Raw genomic sequence first — 15012 nt, 5'->3', positions numbered from 1 at the left:
ATTAGAAACTATGGATTTAAAGATTAAACTGGAGCAACTCCACCAAAAAGTGGTAGGCTTAAAAGATCAGATCGGGACAGAAGAAGCTACAAAGAATGCTTTTGTTATGCCTTTTATTCAGATTTTGGGATATGATATTTTTAACCCTACAGAAGTAATTCCGGAACACATTTGTGACATCGGTACAAAGAAAGGTGAAAAAATAGATTATGTTATCCGAAAAGATGATGAGCCGATTCTTATTATCGAATGTAAACACTGGAAAGAAAGTGCAGATGCTCATAATTCTCAGCTTCATCGATATTATCATGTTTCTAAATCAAGATTTGGTGTACTTACCAACGGAATCGTATATAATTTTTATACTGATTTGGAAAAGCCCAATATTATGGATGAAAAGCCATTCTTCACCATCAATATTGAGGACATTAAAGATAGCTCCATAAAAATCCTCGAAAGCTTTACAAAAAAAGGATACAATCTCGAAAGTATTTTAGATTCTGCCGAAGCCCTGAAATACATTAAAGCCATCAGAAAAGAATTTGAAAAAGAAATAGAAAATCCTTCTGATGAGATTGTTCGCCTTTTGGTAGGGCGTTTTTTTGAAAAGCCTTTAACAGCAAACAGAATGATTGCTTTTAAAGAATATACGAGGAAAGCTTTAACAACTTCAATAAACGAGTCTATCAGTTTCAGATTAAAATCTGCTCTCAGCATAAATGAACAGATTGAAAAGCAGGAAGAAAAAATAACAAACTCCGCTTCCATAGACGAGAATAATGATTCTAAAATTGTAACTACTGAAGAAGAGCTGGAAGGTTATCAAATCGTGAAAGCCATTTTAAGAGAAAAAGTTCCTTCTTCAAGAATTGCTTATAGAGACACCCTATCCTATTTTGGGATTTTACTGGATGACAACAACAGAAAGCCTCTTTGCAGACTGCATTTTAATACAGCCAATAAATATCTTGAAACTTTCCACAACGGAAAAGATGCAGGAGAAAAGGTTTTATTAAATGATCTGGATGAGATTTATAATTACAAAAAGGAACTTCTTAAAACATTAGAAAACTATTCTTAAAATTATTAGCCATGAAAAATTTTTTACTTATTATTAAAATTTTACGATGGATTTTCGGTGTTCTTTTTCTTTTTATTTCATTAGGACTATTAATAGAACAGAGTTTTACAGCATCAATAGTAATGATTGTATTAACAACATTTTTAATTCCGTTAACAGGTGATTTTATTTTTCAGAAAATAATAAAAATCGATTTTGATGGAACCAATAAAATTTTGCAAACAATTAACTATTCCGATCTCGATAATATTCTGCCAATCTATCAGCAAAATATACAAAATCACAAAAAAACAATCAGCGATAAGCAAAAAATAAAACTTGGAAGAAAAATATACTATAATACTCTATGTACATCAATTTCAGATTTTATTCTCAATGATAATGAAATATCTAAACTGAATGATATTAAAATATATTTCAATTTATCGGATCAACAGATCTTTCTTGAAAAAAATAGAATTTCAGAAAGAACTGTTAAGGGTTTGATTGATAAGTGTTATGCTGACCAAACATTAACCGATTCTGAAAATCAACAAATTACATACATCTCAACTTTTCTTCAATTCCCATTAGACCAAACTGAAATAATCAAAAATAAAATTGCTTTTTCAATATTTAATAAAATTCTTGAAGAAAAAATATCTGACAATCGTCTTTCTCCTGTTAAGGAAACTGAACTTAAACAGATAACAAGAAATCTGAAAATTGATAATCAAAATATTAAAAATTTCATTTCCGAGCGAAAGATTAAAAACTTACAACATGCCAAATTATTATGGAATTTAGATCATGGTATTTTTCCTGTTGTATATAATCCTCCTATAAATTTAAGCAAAGGCGAGCAATGTTACTTAAACATTCATGCTAATTTAGTTGAGAACAAGATCGTTCACAGGGGTTACTCCACTACAAGTACCGGTGTTTCTTTTAGAGTTATGAAAGGGGTAAATGCAAGAGTTGGTGGCGGAAGATCTCGCCCAATAAAGGAAAACGTAACACAGATACATCCAGGGACTCTATTTCTTACAAATTTAAGGATTGTCTTTAATGCTGGAGGAAAAAGTTTTCAGATTCCTTTTTTAAAATTGATCTCTCATGATATACGTGGAGGAAGTATAGAATTTATTGTTCAAAACAAAAGCTATTTCTTGCGATTAAACCTTAACGAAGCAGAAATAATGTCACTTGGATTATTAAGTTCTATCAGGCAATACAGAGATTCCTATGATTCATTAAAAATACAAGCGATGAACGAAAAATCTATGAATGAAGTATTCATATAAATAATTAAACATTAAAACCATGAAAAAACTACTATTTACAATCCTTTTAGGATTAGGCCTATTATTACCTGCAAACTTTTTGGCAAAAGAAAATTCAGCAGCAGCTAAAACAGAACTTTCAACAACAAAGCCTAAAAAGAAAAGTAAAAAAAGTAAAAAGAAAAGATCTACTACTGCATCCAGAAACAAAGTATGTACTTATAACGGTCATACTTTATACATTGGAAAAAGAGGTGGTTGTTATTATATGGCTGGAAACAGCAGAGAATATGTAGACAGATCGTACTGTTCAAGCTGTAATTAAATTTCATAAGCCCGACTAAAAACTATACCATGAAATACCTCATCATTATCGCCGCACTATGCTGTTTTATCGGCATTGTCGATTTACCGATTGGCTATTATACATTTCTTCGGATTATCGTTTCATTCATGTCATTAATAATTATTGTGAATGAATTTAAAACCAGAAGATTCTGGTTCATCACTTTTGTTTTGGTTTTTATTCTTTTCAATCCGATTTTCCAGATTTATTTTTATTTGAAGCCTTATTGGATTTTCATTGATTGTTTGGTCGGGCTTTTATTGATCTATTATTTCTACAGTTTAATTCCGAAGAAAACGCCAAAAGAATCTGAAACCATTGATGTTGAACCTCAAAAAAAACCTCGAACAAGAGACAGAATAATTAAATAAAAACTATGGAAACAATACAAATATCAGAAAATCTTAAAGCTCATTTTTTAAGATTATATCAAATGGCAATTTGCGACGAAGACTTTAGTCCGCTCGAATTGAAAATGTTGTACAAATCTGCCGAAGAAAGGGGAATTTCAGCAAAAAATTTGGATGAAATTCTTTTAAATCCCATCAATTCAAAATCTTTAATTCCTGAAAGCATTGAAGAAAAAGTAGAATACCTCTATGATCTTACGGTAATGATCTGGGCAGATGGAATTGTCACTCCAAATGAGTATTCAGCATTAGAAAAATATGTTGCCATGTTCGGATTTTTGGAGGAAAACGTGAAAGAAATTGTCGATTATTTCATCGAAGCTGTAAAGCAGGGAAAAACAAAAAAGGATATTCTTAATGACCTAAATAATTAAACATATGAATGCCGTAACTTCCAATATTAAAAATTTATTCAGATTAAAAACCGTTCCCAATGAAGAAATTCAACCTCAGCTTCCAAAAAATGAAGTTTTGAGCGGAGAATCGAATGAAGAAAACAGAAAGCGTACCTATCACGAATCCGGCTATCGGGACAGCTCAAGAAACAGCGGAAACCATACTGCGCTTTCTATTTGCCTCGATGCCATTTATTCTAAATTCCAGAACGAAGAAAAAGAGCTTGTTGATAAGCAAAATAAACTGAAAGAACCTTATTTAAACGAACAGAAGAATAAGGAAACAGAAATCAAAGGTTTAACTGTTTCTTTAGACAACAAAGAAGACCAGCTTACCATTATCGGTGAAGACATAAAATCTGTGCAGGACAAAATCGAAAATCTGAAATTTGAAATTAATGATCTGCCAAGAAATCCAGAAGCCTATAATGTAAAGGCAACAAAAGGAGCTTCAACGAAATTCTGGATCGGATTGTTTCTTCTCCTGCCGATCAGCTTATACCTTTTTACCTTCTATATTTCTACTTCCTATTCGGCTTTCTTCAAAAGTTTTGATGCGAACGGAAATATTATCCAAAGTGTTTTAGATGCACAGGCGTTCAATAAAGCATGGAGCGAAGGACCATTAGAAGGAGCTTTCGTTACATTAATTCCTTTTGTGTTTTTAGGTTTGGGATATTTGATTCATATGTTTGGAGAGAACAAGAATTTTGTCAATTATGCTAAAGTTGCTTTACTTTTCATTATCACTTTTGTTTTTGACGCCATTTTAGCGTACGAAATAGAATCTAAACTTTATGAATTAAACAAAACTTTCAACTCACCTCCTTTCGACCTTTCTGTTGCATTTACAAAAAATCAGTTTTGGGGAATTATTTTCGCCGGATTTATTGTCTATATTATTTGGGGGCTTGTATTTGATTTTGTGATGAAAGAACATAAAGAAAAAGATAAAATTAAAAACGAACAGGTGAGAAGACAGAAAGACATTCTTGTTCATCAGGAAAGAATTCTGGATTTCGAAAAGCAAAAAGAAGAAGTAAGAAACGCTATCGGAAGCATAAAAGAACTTATTGCCAAAGCAAAAGGAAGAATCGAAGAACTTCAGAATATTATTGACGGAGTGATTATTCCGACTAAAGATTACAAACTTTACGCTTCAGAATATATGCAGGGTTGGATTACGTTCATCAGTGAAAAACTCGCCGTTTCACATTCTGTAAAGCAGGATATGATCGAAGAGTGCAAGAAACAATACAATTACAATCTGAATAAAGTGGGAGCCAATTCCGATAGTCAGAACTCTGTTTATATGTCAGTTTTATAAAATCTTATTATGAAAAAAATATTTTATCTATTGCTAATTTCCGCATTATTTATACAGTGTGGAAACCCGGAAAAACCCAAAGCAGAAAATTCTGTCCCTACTAATAATTCAGCAAAAAACCTGAACATAAGTATTCTGATCGATCTTTCAGACCGAATTGATCCTGAGAAAAATCCGAATCCCACCATGGAATATTTTCAAAGAGATACAGAATATATCAAAGCCATTGAAAAAGGGTTTTTAGATCATATTAAAAGTAAAAAGGTTATTCAGCTGAACGATCAGATGCAGGTTTTCTTTAACCCCGAACCATCAGATCCCAAAATGAACGAACTTACCAAAGAACTAAAAGTTTCGTTTGACAAGAATACGACAAAAGAAAACATCAGTCTAGTCGAAAAAAAATACTCAGATTTACCTTTACAGATTTATCAGTCTGCTATAAAAGATAAAAAGTATGTCGGTTCTGATATTTGGGAGTTTTTTAAAAATAAAGTGAAAGACTATTGTATAAAAGATGATCATAGAAATGTACTTTTTATTTTAACCGACGGATATATTTATCATAAGGATTCTAAATTTTCAGAAGGTCAAAAAACATCTTACCTCACTCCTGAACTCGTAAAGTCACTAAAATTGAGCTCATCAGATTTTAAAGCTAAAATTCAGGATAAAAATTTAGGCTTCGTAAAAGCAAATGATGATTTGGAGAACCTTGAAGTTATTGTCTTAGGCATAAATCCTGTCAAAGGAAATCCCTTTGAAGCTGATGTCATCAAAGAATACTGGGAAAACTGGTTTAAAGAAATGAAAATCAAAAATTACCAGATCAAATCTGCAGATCTTCCTTCAAACATTGAACCCATTATTCTGAAAGTTCTTTCAAATAAAAACTAAAAACACTCCACATATAACGAAAGGGCGAATCTTGTATTCGTCTTTTTGCTTTTGGGATACACATCTTGTGTTTCCGATCTTTTTCCTATTTTTGTGAAGTTCACTACGTTTTATGAAAAAAATTGTTCTGATTGAGGATGAAACCAGCGTTGTTTCTTTTATTAAAAAAGGACTGCAGGAAAAAGGATATGAAATTTCTGTTGCTTTCGACGGACGTACCGGGGTAAATCTGGTACAGGAAAATGATTTCGATCTCGTTATCCTGGATATTATGCTGCCTGAAATGAACGGACTTGATGTCTGCAAAGAAATTCGCAAAACCAACAAAAGTGTTCCCATTTTATTTTTAACAGCCTTGGGAACTTCAGAAAATATTGTTCTAGGTCTTGAAAATGGCGGCGACGATTATCTCGTAAAACCTTTCAAATTTATCGAACTGGTTGCAAGAATAAAATCTCTTTTAAGAAGAAGCAATCCGATCACAGCTCCCGAAACCAATGAAAATGAAGAAGATAATGAGTATGTGTTTAAATTTTCAGATTTAATGGTGAACGATTATACCAAAAAGGTAATTCGTGCAGGAGAAGAAGTTTCGTTGACCTCCACCGAATACAAACTTCTGATGTATTTCCTTAACAATCCCGAAAAAGTAATTTCCCGAGCAGAAATTCTGGATGCAGTCTGGGGCGTGAATTACGAGCTGGGAACCAATGTGGTGGATGTTTACGTAAATTATTTAAGAAAAAAAATAGATAATCAGGAAGATAACAAACTCATTCATACTGTAATAGGAATGGGCTATGTTTTAAAAAAACCTTAGAAAATGTTCAATAGAGTTATTACCAATCAGACCAAAACGATGGTGCTTCTGATGGTTGTTTTCACAACCGTTATCCTGATTTTTGGGGCATCGGTCTATTTTTCTATTGTAAATTTTTCGCATCAGCGTTTTTATGAATTGCTGAAAATCCGTACAACAACGATTGTACAGATCGAAAAAGGTAAAGAGCACCTCGATCTTCCAGAAAATTACATCCTCAACAGCAGAAATGATGAGGAGCTTCCGATGGAAAGAGATTATGTTTTTGCGGTTCCGGAAGATTCAAATTTCAAAAAAATTTCGCACGAAGTTCATATCCCCGATTCTTTTTTTAAAAATATTATCAGAACCGGTGAAGCCAACTACAACGATTCTGAGTTTTATTATATCGGGCAATCTTTTAAATATCAAAACAAAGATTACATTGCGATTGCTTCGGCAAAAAACCATTACGTTGTTCATTATCTCGGATTTTTAAAAAGAACTCTGATTACCTGTATGATCCTCTCGATCTTCTTCAGTATGATTTTCTCTTTTTATTTGTCTAAAACTTTGTTTAAACCGATTCTGAAAATTACAGGAAAAGTAAAGGAAATCAGTTCTGAAAACCTCCATTTAAGACTTGAACCTCAACCGGATAATAAAGAACTGAACGAACTGGTGGAAACCTTCAACACCATGTTGACAAGAATCGAAACCTCTTTCGAAACCCAGAATCATTTGATCGGAAATGTTTCTCATGAGCTCCGCACTCCGCTTACATCGATTATGGGAGAAGCCGATGTTGCCCTTTCGATCAACCGAACTGCAGAAGAATATAAAGAAACACTCGAGATTATTCTTGATGAAGCCGAAAAGCTCGATAAAAAAATAAAAGCACTTCTTCTCATTGCACAAACAGGTTTTGACGGAAAAATCACGAAAATTGATAAAGTAAGAGTCGACCAGCTTTTATGGGATGTGATTGAAACTCTAAGAAGAATCGATTCAAGAAACAATATCTATCTCGACATCAGTATGCTTCCCGATAATCCGAAAAAACTGAAAGTTCAGGGAAATGAGCAGCTTCTTCACTTGGCGGTTGCGAATATCATCAACAACGGCTGCAAATATTCTAATCATCAACAGGTAAAAGTTTCGATCGGAGCAACAGATACTGATCTTTACATCATCATAAAAGACAACGGAATCGGTATTCCGGAATCTGAAATGAACAAAATCTACGATCCGTTTTTCCGTGCTTCCAATACCCGAAATTATGAAGGTTATGGCATAGGTCTTCCTCTGGCAAGAAATATTGTGAGAATGCACAACGGCGAACTTCTGGTGAGTTCTCATGAAAATCAGGGCACGACTGTTCAGATGCGTTTTCCTACTATTTACGGTACTCAGAGAGAAGAAATCCAATCTTAGCTTCAAAACGAAGCATTTTTAAAATGAAATTCTAATCTCATTTTAATCTCTTTAATTACATTTTAATTCCGTTCCAAAGATCCTCTAATCTTACCGATATAGTTTTGTATCATCAAAATATGTTACACAACTAAATCTAAAGATATGATCAAAACCATTTTAATAGCAACAGATTATTCTCTTGAGTCTCTGAACATTTTAAAAAGAGTTTTAAAAGAGAAAAACGCAGAAGAAAATGACACGCAGTACAGAATCTTACTTGTATCGGGCTATGACATGGGAGATTCTATCAGAGATCTTCTTTTTACGACGAAATCTACCATATTCAACAAGATCAGAACCAAAGAATTCTGTGACGCGTACGGAATTATCATTAACAAATATCCGCATTTGGTAGACAAAATCGTTTGCGACATTTTCTCGGGAAGTTTCCAGAGAGCTTTCAATAATTATGTAAAAGCCGAAGACATCACAGAAGCTTATTATTCTACCTCTCTTAAAGATAAAAATTCCAAAGGCAGATTCGATCTTGCACCATTCATCAAAAAAAGCAAAGATCTTGAATCGTACGAAGTGGTATTGGGAACACCGGAGTTTATGCCCGAAAAAGGCAGACTTGCTGAAGTATTCGTGGAAGTTTAATTAAAATTCAAGATAAACTTTTTAAAATTCAAAAAAATGTTAAGAAATTATAGTAACAGCAGAACGTTGGGAGACAACATAAGACTGGGGACGCTGACTGCTTTTACCGCAGGAACTATAAATATAGCATCTCTATTAATATTTCTCTCTTTTACATCAAACGTAACGGGACATTACGCTGTTTTTGCAGCAGAAATCAGTAAAGGAAACTGGGGACAGGTTGCTGTTGTAGGCGCATGGATCTTCCTTTTCTTCTTCGGAAGTTTTACTGCCAACTTTTTCGTGATCAATTTCAACCGGAAGAGCAAGTATTTTGCACACGCCATGCCATTGGTTTTAGAAATTTTATGTTTGTTGGCCGTTGGCTTTTACGGACATCATTACTATCAGAAAACCTTGGAAGAAGCTGAAGTTCTTGTAGGATTAATGTTATTTGCAACAGGTTTGCAGAATGGTTTAACGGCAAGTATTTCTAACTTCTTAGTGAAAACTACTCATCTTACCGGAACAACAACCGACTTAGGAATTCTGGCATCGATGTTCACGCACAAAAAATACAGAAAAAACCCTGAATTGATGGCAAGAGGTAAACTTCTGTTGAGTATTATGTTTGCATATGTTTTGGGAGCTGTATTTTCAGGATTAACTTATTATTATCTGGAATTCAGTGTATTTTATGTAATCAGCGTTTGCTTGGTAGTGGTGATCGGATATGATTTTTACAAGATTCACCTGAGACATTTTTATACCAACTACAGGTACACCAAGATCTATCAGAAACCTAATGTTTTGTCTGTAATCTATGATAAAATCCATGGAAGCGCAGAAGTGGCGGGCAAACAAAAGAAACCGGAAAAATCTAAACTCGTTTTAGAAGAAAAAATGATGTAACATCATTCATGAATTTTGGACAGCACAAATTTGTATATACTTAGTTTGGGGCTCCTGGTTGTTATACAATTAGGGGCTTTTTATTAATGGGATTGTGCAAAAGTTAGGGATAACTTAATTTTAAATCATTGTTTTACTGTTTTAAATCTTATTTGCTTTGCCTATTTTTGTAAGTTCATTACTCATTTATGTCAGATATTATTCAGCTTTTACCCGATCATGTAGCCAACCAAATCGCAGCAGGTGAAGTGGTGCAGCGACCTGCATCCATTGTAAAAGAACTTTTGGAGAACTCCATCGATGCGGGAGCTACGAAGATAGAGCTGATTATACGGGATGCAGGAAAAAACCTGATTCAGGTCGCTGATGACGGAAAAGGAATGTCTGAAACCGATGCAAGAATGGCTTTTGAAAGACATGCCACTTCAAAAATCAGAGGAACTGAAGATATATTTAAAATTGCCACAAAAGGCTTCCGGGGTGAAGCTTTGGCTTCTATCGCCGCTGTTTCTCAGGTTGAATTAAAGACAAAACTTAAAGACGCCGCTTTAGGAACCAATATTTATATAGAAGGCGGAGTTTTCCAGTTTCAGGAACCGGTACAAACTTCTGAAGGATCAAATTTTTTAGTGAAAAATCTTTTCTACAACGTTCCGGCAAGAAGAAAGTTTCTGAAGAACAACAATATAGAATTCCGTCATGTGATCGATGAGTTTCAGCGTGTTGCTTTGGCACATGAAAATCTTGAATTTTCTCTTTTCCATGATGACGATCCTGTTTTCAAACTGAGAAAAGGAACTCAGATGCAGAGAATTGTAGATATTTTCGGCAGAAAACTTCATCCGCAGTTGATTCCTATTAAAGAAGATATTCTTTGGTGTAAACTTCACGGTTTTGTTGCAAAGCCGGAAGGTGCGAAAAAAACGCGAGGCGAACAGTTTCTTTTCGTCAACGGAAGATTTTTTAAAAGTCCGTATTTTAACAAAGCTGTTCAAGAAGCATTTGAAGGATTGCTTTTACCCGGATATATTCCGACATTTTTTCTTTTTCTTGAATTAGATCCTGAAAAAATCGATGTGAATATCCATCCGCAAAAAACGGAAGTGAAATTTGAAGATGAACATCTTATTTTCGCTTTGCTTCGTTCAACCATTAAACGTTCTTTGGGAATTTATAATGTCGCACCAAGTCTGGATTTTGAGAGAGATCCTCAGCTTGACGAAATCATGCAGAAAAGTTTCCCAAGCAAAAGCAATACGGCAAGCATAAAAATGCCCGAAATTATTGTAGACCGTGATTACAATCCTTTTCTGGAAGAAAGGCAGACTACTTCTAAAGCAGAGATTCAGAATTTAGCAGAAATGTATCATCAGAATATCTCTGCAGAACCATCTAAAATCAATCTTTTTGAAGATGAAGATTTTGATGAAGATTTAATGCGTCTTCCCAACGGGTACTGGTTGTTCAACAAAGGTGATGCAACGCTTATGCTCGATTTGGGCAGAATGCATCGCCTGTTGGTTTCGGAGAATAACAATAAACAGAAGAAAAGCACAAACAGCCAGTCTCTGTTATTTTCCCTGGAATATCACATGAATGAGATTGAGAAATCGAAATACAAGTCTATCAAGAAATATCTTCCTGAATTAGGATTTGAAATGACTGTGGCTCACGAAAATGTTTTGAGAATTGATGCCGTTCCGGAAGGCTTAAAAGAATCTCAGGTTATGAAATTTCTGGAAAATCTTTTTGAAATTTTAGAATATAAAACCGAAGAAGAGTTTTTACATTTCTATCAAAACCAATGGAACAAAATGCAGTCGAAATCCCGTTTTGATTTCATTTATAAAGCTGATGCAGAACAATTGATTAAAGACTTCACTGCATTAGGTTTCCCCGAATTTTTACCTAACGGAAAAAGATGTTTTTATGAAGTTCCGTTTAATGATTTTAAAAATAAATTTTAAGTAGATGTTTAATAATATACCGCCGCTTACCCGAAATCTGATTATTATAAATGTTATTGTATTTATTGTTGTAAATATTCTTAATAATAATCAGGTTGATGCCTATTTAGCAGGATTCTATCCGTTTTCACCATTTTTCCATTCGTGGCAGATCATTACTCATATGTTTATGCATGGAAGCATTATGCATATTTTATTTAATATGTTAACTTTATTCAGCTTTGGCCCGATACTAGAGCAGAGCTTGGGTGATAAAAAATATTTAATTCTTTACTTTTTGAGCGGACTTGGTGCTTTCTTCTTATTTAATGTATGGAACTTTATTGAAGTTGAGCAGATAAAGTCGAGTTTGGAAGGCTTTGGATTTGATGTTAATGGTTATTTAGCAGGAGATTCAGTTCAATTCAAAGGGAATTCAGAAGCTGTACTTGCTCAACAAGGGTTAGTTGAAAGTTTAAAAAATATAATTGCCGTGCCAATGGTTGGTGCATCTGGTGCTATATTTGGTGTTATTGCAGCTTTTGCAACACTTTATCCCGAAGCAAAAATCGGAATTATGTTTATTCCTGTTCCTGTAAAAGTAAAATATGTATTGCCTGTAGTTATTATCGTTTCTATAGGATTGGGTGTTACAGGAAATGTTGGCGGAATCGCACATTTAGCTCACGTCGGTGGAGCAATTGTCGGGTTTATTTTAGCCAAAATCTGGAAAAAACATTTATATAGATTTAATTAATTTATCGTGAAAATTTTCCGGATCATCGTTTTTATATTGCATTTAGCACTGCTGTTTATGCTAACAGGAGTTTTGCTGAACGCCTATATTCCACCAAAAATTTTTCCTTGGTTTAATTTATTGTCTTTAGGCTTTCCGCTTTTGGCGATCGGATATGTTTTGCTTACATTTTTCTGGATTTTCAGCTGGAAAAAAAGAGCATTTATTTTTATGTTTTTGGGATTATTTTTTCTAAATCCCGTAAAAAGATGGATCAATTATTCTTCAGAAAGCAAAGAAACTGCAAATCTAAAAATTGTTACCTTTAATATAAAAGGAGGCAAGCTGGGACTTGACAAAATTGAAAAATACATTAACCGTCAAAATGCAGATATTGTTTTTCTCCAAGAATCCGGACCTGATTTTAACCTGAATAATCTTAAAGGGGAATATTCGCTTCCTGTAATTGCTTTTTACTCCAAATATAAAGTTATCAATCGCAAAAACCTTTTTGAAAATCTTCAAGATACCGATATAACTGCACAATGTGAACAAATAGATTTGGAAATCAAAGGAAAAATCTACCGTGTTTTCAATGTACATTTAGAATCTTTCGGATTTGTAAAAAGCATGGTAAAGCTTAACGGAAATGGTGATGAAGACGAGAAAAAGGTAAAAGATTTAGTTAAAAGATTAATTCCCACTTTTAAAGCACATCAGGAACAAGTCAGAATTATCCGAGAAAACATTGACAATTCTCCTTATCCGGTAATTGTTGCGGGTGATTTTAATGCAGTTCCCAATTCTTACGAATATTATGAAACTTCAAAAGGTTTAAAAGATGCTTTCCATGAGGTTGGAAAAGGCAGCGGAACAACTTTTCATGATTATAAATATCCTTTGCGAATCGATTATATTTTTACTTCAGAATCTATCAAACCAGTAAGCTACACTGTTGATCGTTCCGAAAAACTTTCGGATCATTTTCCGGTGATCGCAACTTTTAAAATCGATTAAAAGCTTATTTCTATGCATTTAAAACAGTGATTGGCAGAATTTTTGTTGCCAAAATGCATATTTGAGTTCTTATGAAGCGGTTGCATATTTTTCTGTTCTTACATTTGGGTATTTTATTACTTTTAATCGGCACGTTCGCCAATGCATGGATCGCACCGACCTATTTCAGCAAACTCAATCTGCTTTCTCTCGGTTTCCCGTATCTGATTTTGCTTCATCTTTTATTTACACTCATCTGGGTAATTAAGAAGAAAAAAATAGCCTTTGTTTTTGTTCTCTCCACCTTCATTTTTTACAATCCGATCAGAAGATGGATCAATTTTTCACCGCAAGATGAAAGTATTAATCAATCCAAAACGGATATAAAAGTTTTAACGTATAATGTAAAATACGGAAGTTCAGGCTGGGATAATGTAAAAAATTACATCAGGCAGCAGAATGCCGACATCATTCTTGTTCAGGAAAAAGACACCAATCAGGCATTACGATCTGATCTGGTAAAATATCCGTCAGTCATTTTAAAAACAAAGCATAAAATCGTAAGACAGTGTGATTTAATCAACGACAGGTCAAAGGGAAATTCTTTCTATGCCGATATAGATATTAATGGTAGAATTGTAAGGGTAATCAATGTTTATCTTGAACCTTTCAGGCTTAATAAAAATATGCTCGGAATGGAAGATGAAAATTCCGATAAAAAAGAGAATAATAAAATTAAAACAATCTTTTCTAAACTTATTCCTACATTCAGAACTCATGAAGAGCAGGTAAGAAAAATCAGAAAAGTGGTCGACAATTCGCCATATCCGGTTATTCTTGCGGGTGATTTCAATTCGGTTCCGAATTCATGGGAGTATTATAATTTAGGCAAAAACTTAGATGATGCTTTTGTAAAAGCAGGAAATGGGAGCTCTACAAGTTTTCACGACTTCAAATTTCCATTGAGAATAGATTATATATTCAGTTCAAAAAATATCATTCCTAAAAGCTATAAAGTAGATTACTCGGTAAAATTATCTGATCACTATCCTGTAATTGCTGAATTTCTTTTAAATTAGTCGCATGAAAAATCTGTTTTTTGTCGGTATTGTTTTATCCGTTGTAATTATTTCGTGCTCAAAAAGAGAAGCTGCTCCTGAAAATAATATTCAGGAACTGAAGGCACATTATGATACCACGGCAATAGATTCTTTTTCACCGGGAGCAACTTCAGTAGATATTGCGAGGCAGATAAGAATGTCTTCCCAAAAATATCAGGATTCTTTGAAAGAGGCCTTAAAATTGCAGGAAGAAGAAAAACGGATTAAAGAAGAATTAGAAAAAGAAAACAAAAAGAAAGCTGACGCTGAGAAAAAAGAAAAAGAAGCACAAAATCAGGCAGCTGAAACCAGAGAGTAACAATTTCAACTTAAAAAAATATACAAAATGAAAAAACAAATCTTAGCTGCGATCGCAGTATCTGCAATTTTCGTAGCATGTACAAAATCCACTACAAAAACAGAACAGGTAGAAAATCCTGACGGTTCGGTAACGACAACCACTACTACAGAAACAACTACAGGTTTAGGAATGGATACAGCCAAGGTAGACCAGGCCAAAAACGATATTAAAACCAAAGTAGATAATGCCGGAGACAAGATTGAATCAACTGCTGAAAAAGCTAAAGCAGATATTCATGAGGTCGGTAAAGACATCAAGGAAGGAGCGCAGGATGTGAGTAAAGATGTTAAAAATACCGCAGCAACCGGAGCTCAAAAAGTAGAAGATGCAGCAAAAAAGCTGAAAGAAGATTTAAAGAAATAATAAAAAAACCGCAATTAATTGCGGTT

The 15012-nt window shown here is 33.9% G+C and carries 17 protein-coding genes; all 17 read left to right on the top strand.

Going from position 1 to position 15012, the window contains the following annotated elements; genetic code table 11:
• Positions 1-10: 10 nt before the first annotated feature.
• The 17 genes from BM371_RS18435 (at position 11) to BM371_RS18355 (ending at position 14986) form a co-directional block, all read left to right on the top strand.
• A complete protein-coding gene (locus BM371_RS18435; RefSeq protein WP_034677567.1) occupies positions 11-1081 on the top strand; it encodes a type I restriction endonuclease in 1071 nt (356 codons plus the stop codon).
• Positions 1082-1092: 11 nt separating this feature from the next.
• Positions 1093-2364, top strand: coding sequence for a PH domain-containing protein (locus tag BM371_RS18430; RefSeq protein ID WP_034677566.1), 1272 nt, complete (start codon positions 1093-1095; stop codon positions 2362-2364).
• 19 nt (positions 2365-2383) lie between these two features.
• The gene (locus BM371_RS18425; protein ID WP_131430964.1) at positions 2384-2668 is read left to right on the top strand and encodes a hypothetical protein; all 285 of its coding nucleotides are present in this window, start codon (positions 2384-2386) and stop codon (positions 2666-2668) included.
• A 29-nt stretch (positions 2669-2697) separates the two neighbouring features.
• Positions 2698-3060, top strand: coding sequence for a DUF6804 family protein (locus tag BM371_RS18420; protein ID WP_034677563.1), 363 nt, complete (start codon positions 2698-2700; stop codon positions 3058-3060).
• Between the two features lie 5 nt (positions 3061-3065).
• Positions 3066-3473, top strand: a complete 408-nt coding sequence (locus tag BM371_RS18415) for a hypothetical protein (RefSeq protein ID WP_034677562.1) — start codon at positions 3066-3068, stop codon at positions 3471-3473.
• 4 nt (positions 3474-3477) lie between these two features.
• Positions 3478-4821 (top strand): hypothetical protein, encoded by a 1344-nt coding sequence (locus BM371_RS18410; protein ID WP_034677561.1) that lies wholly within the window; start codon positions 3478-3480, stop codon positions 4819-4821.
• A 9-nt stretch (positions 4822-4830) separates the two neighbouring features.
• Entirely contained in the window at positions 4831-5718 is an 888-nt protein-coding gene (locus BM371_RS18405; RefSeq protein WP_034677560.1) for a hypothetical protein, read from the top strand.
• Positions 5719-5830: 112 nt separating this feature from the next.
• Positions 5831-6538, top strand: a complete 708-nt coding sequence (locus BM371_RS18400) for a response regulator transcription factor (RefSeq protein ID WP_034677559.1) — start codon at positions 5831-5833, stop codon at positions 6536-6538.
• A gap of 3 nt (positions 6539-6541) precedes the next feature.
• A complete protein-coding gene (locus BM371_RS18395; RefSeq protein WP_034677558.1) occupies positions 6542-7951 on the top strand; it encodes a sensor histidine kinase in 1410 nt (469 codons plus the stop codon).
• A gap of 144 nt (positions 7952-8095) precedes the next feature.
• On the top strand, positions 8096-8593 hold the full coding sequence (locus BM371_RS18390; protein ID WP_034677557.1) for a hypothetical protein: 498 nt from the start codon (positions 8096-8098) through the stop codon (positions 8591-8593).
• Between the two features lie 36 nt (positions 8594-8629).
• Complete coding sequence (locus BM371_RS18385; protein ID WP_034677556.1) at positions 8630-9484, top strand: YoaK family protein; 855 nt, start codon at positions 8630-8632, stop codon at positions 9482-9484.
• Between the two features lie 188 nt (positions 9485-9672).
• On the top strand, positions 9673-11451 hold the full coding sequence (mutL, locus tag BM371_RS18380) for a DNA mismatch repair endonuclease MutL (protein WP_034677555.1): 1779 nt from the start codon (positions 9673-9675) through the stop codon (positions 11449-11451).
• Positions 11452-11455: 4 nt separating this feature from the next.
• Positions 11456-12187 (top strand): rhomboid family intramembrane serine protease, encoded by a 732-nt coding sequence (locus BM371_RS18375; RefSeq protein WP_034677554.1) that lies wholly within the window; start codon positions 11456-11458, stop codon positions 12185-12187.
• Positions 12188-12244: 57 nt separating this feature from the next.
• Positions 12245-13183, top strand: a complete 939-nt coding sequence (locus tag BM371_RS18370) for an endonuclease/exonuclease/phosphatase family protein (RefSeq protein WP_228376773.1) — start codon at positions 12245-12247, stop codon at positions 13181-13183.
• A gap of 104 nt (positions 13184-13287) precedes the next feature.
• Positions 13288-14241, top strand: a complete 954-nt coding sequence (locus BM371_RS18365; RefSeq protein ID WP_228376772.1) for an endonuclease/exonuclease/phosphatase family protein — start codon at positions 13288-13290, stop codon at positions 14239-14241.
• Positions 14242-14245: 4 nt separating this feature from the next.
• The gene (locus BM371_RS18360; protein WP_034677549.1) at positions 14246-14581 is read left to right on the top strand and encodes a hypothetical protein; all 336 of its coding nucleotides are present in this window, start codon (positions 14246-14248) and stop codon (positions 14579-14581) included.
• A gap of 27 nt (positions 14582-14608) precedes the next feature.
• Positions 14609-14986, top strand: a complete 378-nt coding sequence (locus BM371_RS18355; RefSeq protein ID WP_034677548.1) for a hypothetical protein — start codon at positions 14609-14611, stop codon at positions 14984-14986.
• Positions 14987-15012 lie beyond the last annotated feature (26 nt).

Origin of the sequence: Chryseobacterium formosense (assembly GCF_900116415.1) — a bacterium.
Classification (GTDB): domain Bacteria; phylum Bacteroidota; class Bacteroidia; order Flavobacteriales; family Weeksellaceae; genus Chryseobacterium; species Chryseobacterium formosense.
This window is presented reverse-complemented; position numbering and strand designations above follow the sequence as displayed.

Coding starts and splice junctions, on each gene's coding strand:
- BM371_RS18395 (WP_034677558.1), top strand. CDS start 6,542: ATGTTCAATAGAGTTATTACCAATCAGACCAAAACGATGGTGCTTCTG.
- mutL (WP_034677555.1), top strand. CDS start 9,673: ATGTCAGATATTATTCAGCTTTTACCCGATCATGTAGCCAACCAAATC.
- BM371_RS18390 (WP_034677557.1), top strand. CDS start 8,096: ATGATCAAAACCATTTTAATAGCAACAGATTATTCTCTTGAGTCTCTG.
- BM371_RS18370 (WP_228376773.1), top strand. CDS start 12,245: ATGCTAACAGGAGTTTTGCTGAACGCCTATATTCCACCAAAAATTTTT.
- BM371_RS18360 (WP_034677549.1), top strand. CDS start 14,246: ATGAAAAATCTGTTTTTTGTCGGTATTGTTTTATCCGTTGTAATTATT.
- BM371_RS18400 (WP_034677559.1), top strand. CDS start 5,831: ATGAAAAAAATTGTTCTGATTGAGGATGAAACCAGCGTTGTTTCTTTT.
- BM371_RS18410 (WP_034677561.1), top strand. CDS start 3,478: ATGAATGCCGTAACTTCCAATATTAAAAATTTATTCAGATTAAAAACC.
- BM371_RS18435 (WP_034677567.1), top strand. CDS start 11: ATGGATTTAAAGATTAAACTGGAGCAACTCCACCAAAAAGTGGTAGGC.
- BM371_RS18425 (WP_131430964.1), top strand. CDS start 2,384: ATGAAAAAACTACTATTTACAATCCTTTTAGGATTAGGCCTATTATTA.
- BM371_RS18355 (WP_034677548.1), top strand. CDS start 14,609: ATGAAAAAACAAATCTTAGCTGCGATCGCAGTATCTGCAATTTTCGTA.
- BM371_RS18375 (WP_034677554.1), top strand. CDS start 11,456: ATGTTTAATAATATACCGCCGCTTACCCGAAATCTGATTATTATAAAT.
- BM371_RS18405 (WP_034677560.1), top strand. CDS start 4,831: ATGAAAAAAATATTTTATCTATTGCTAATTTCCGCATTATTTATACAG.
- BM371_RS18385 (WP_034677556.1), top strand. CDS start 8,630: ATGTTAAGAAATTATAGTAACAGCAGAACGTTGGGAGACAACATAAGA.
- BM371_RS18430 (WP_034677566.1), top strand. CDS start 1,093: ATGAAAAATTTTTTACTTATTATTAAAATTTTACGATGGATTTTCGGT.
- BM371_RS18415 (WP_034677562.1), top strand. CDS start 3,066: ATGGAAACAATACAAATATCAGAAAATCTTAAAGCTCATTTTTTAAGA.
- BM371_RS18420 (WP_034677563.1), top strand. CDS start 2,698: ATGAAATACCTCATCATTATCGCCGCACTATGCTGTTTTATCGGCATT.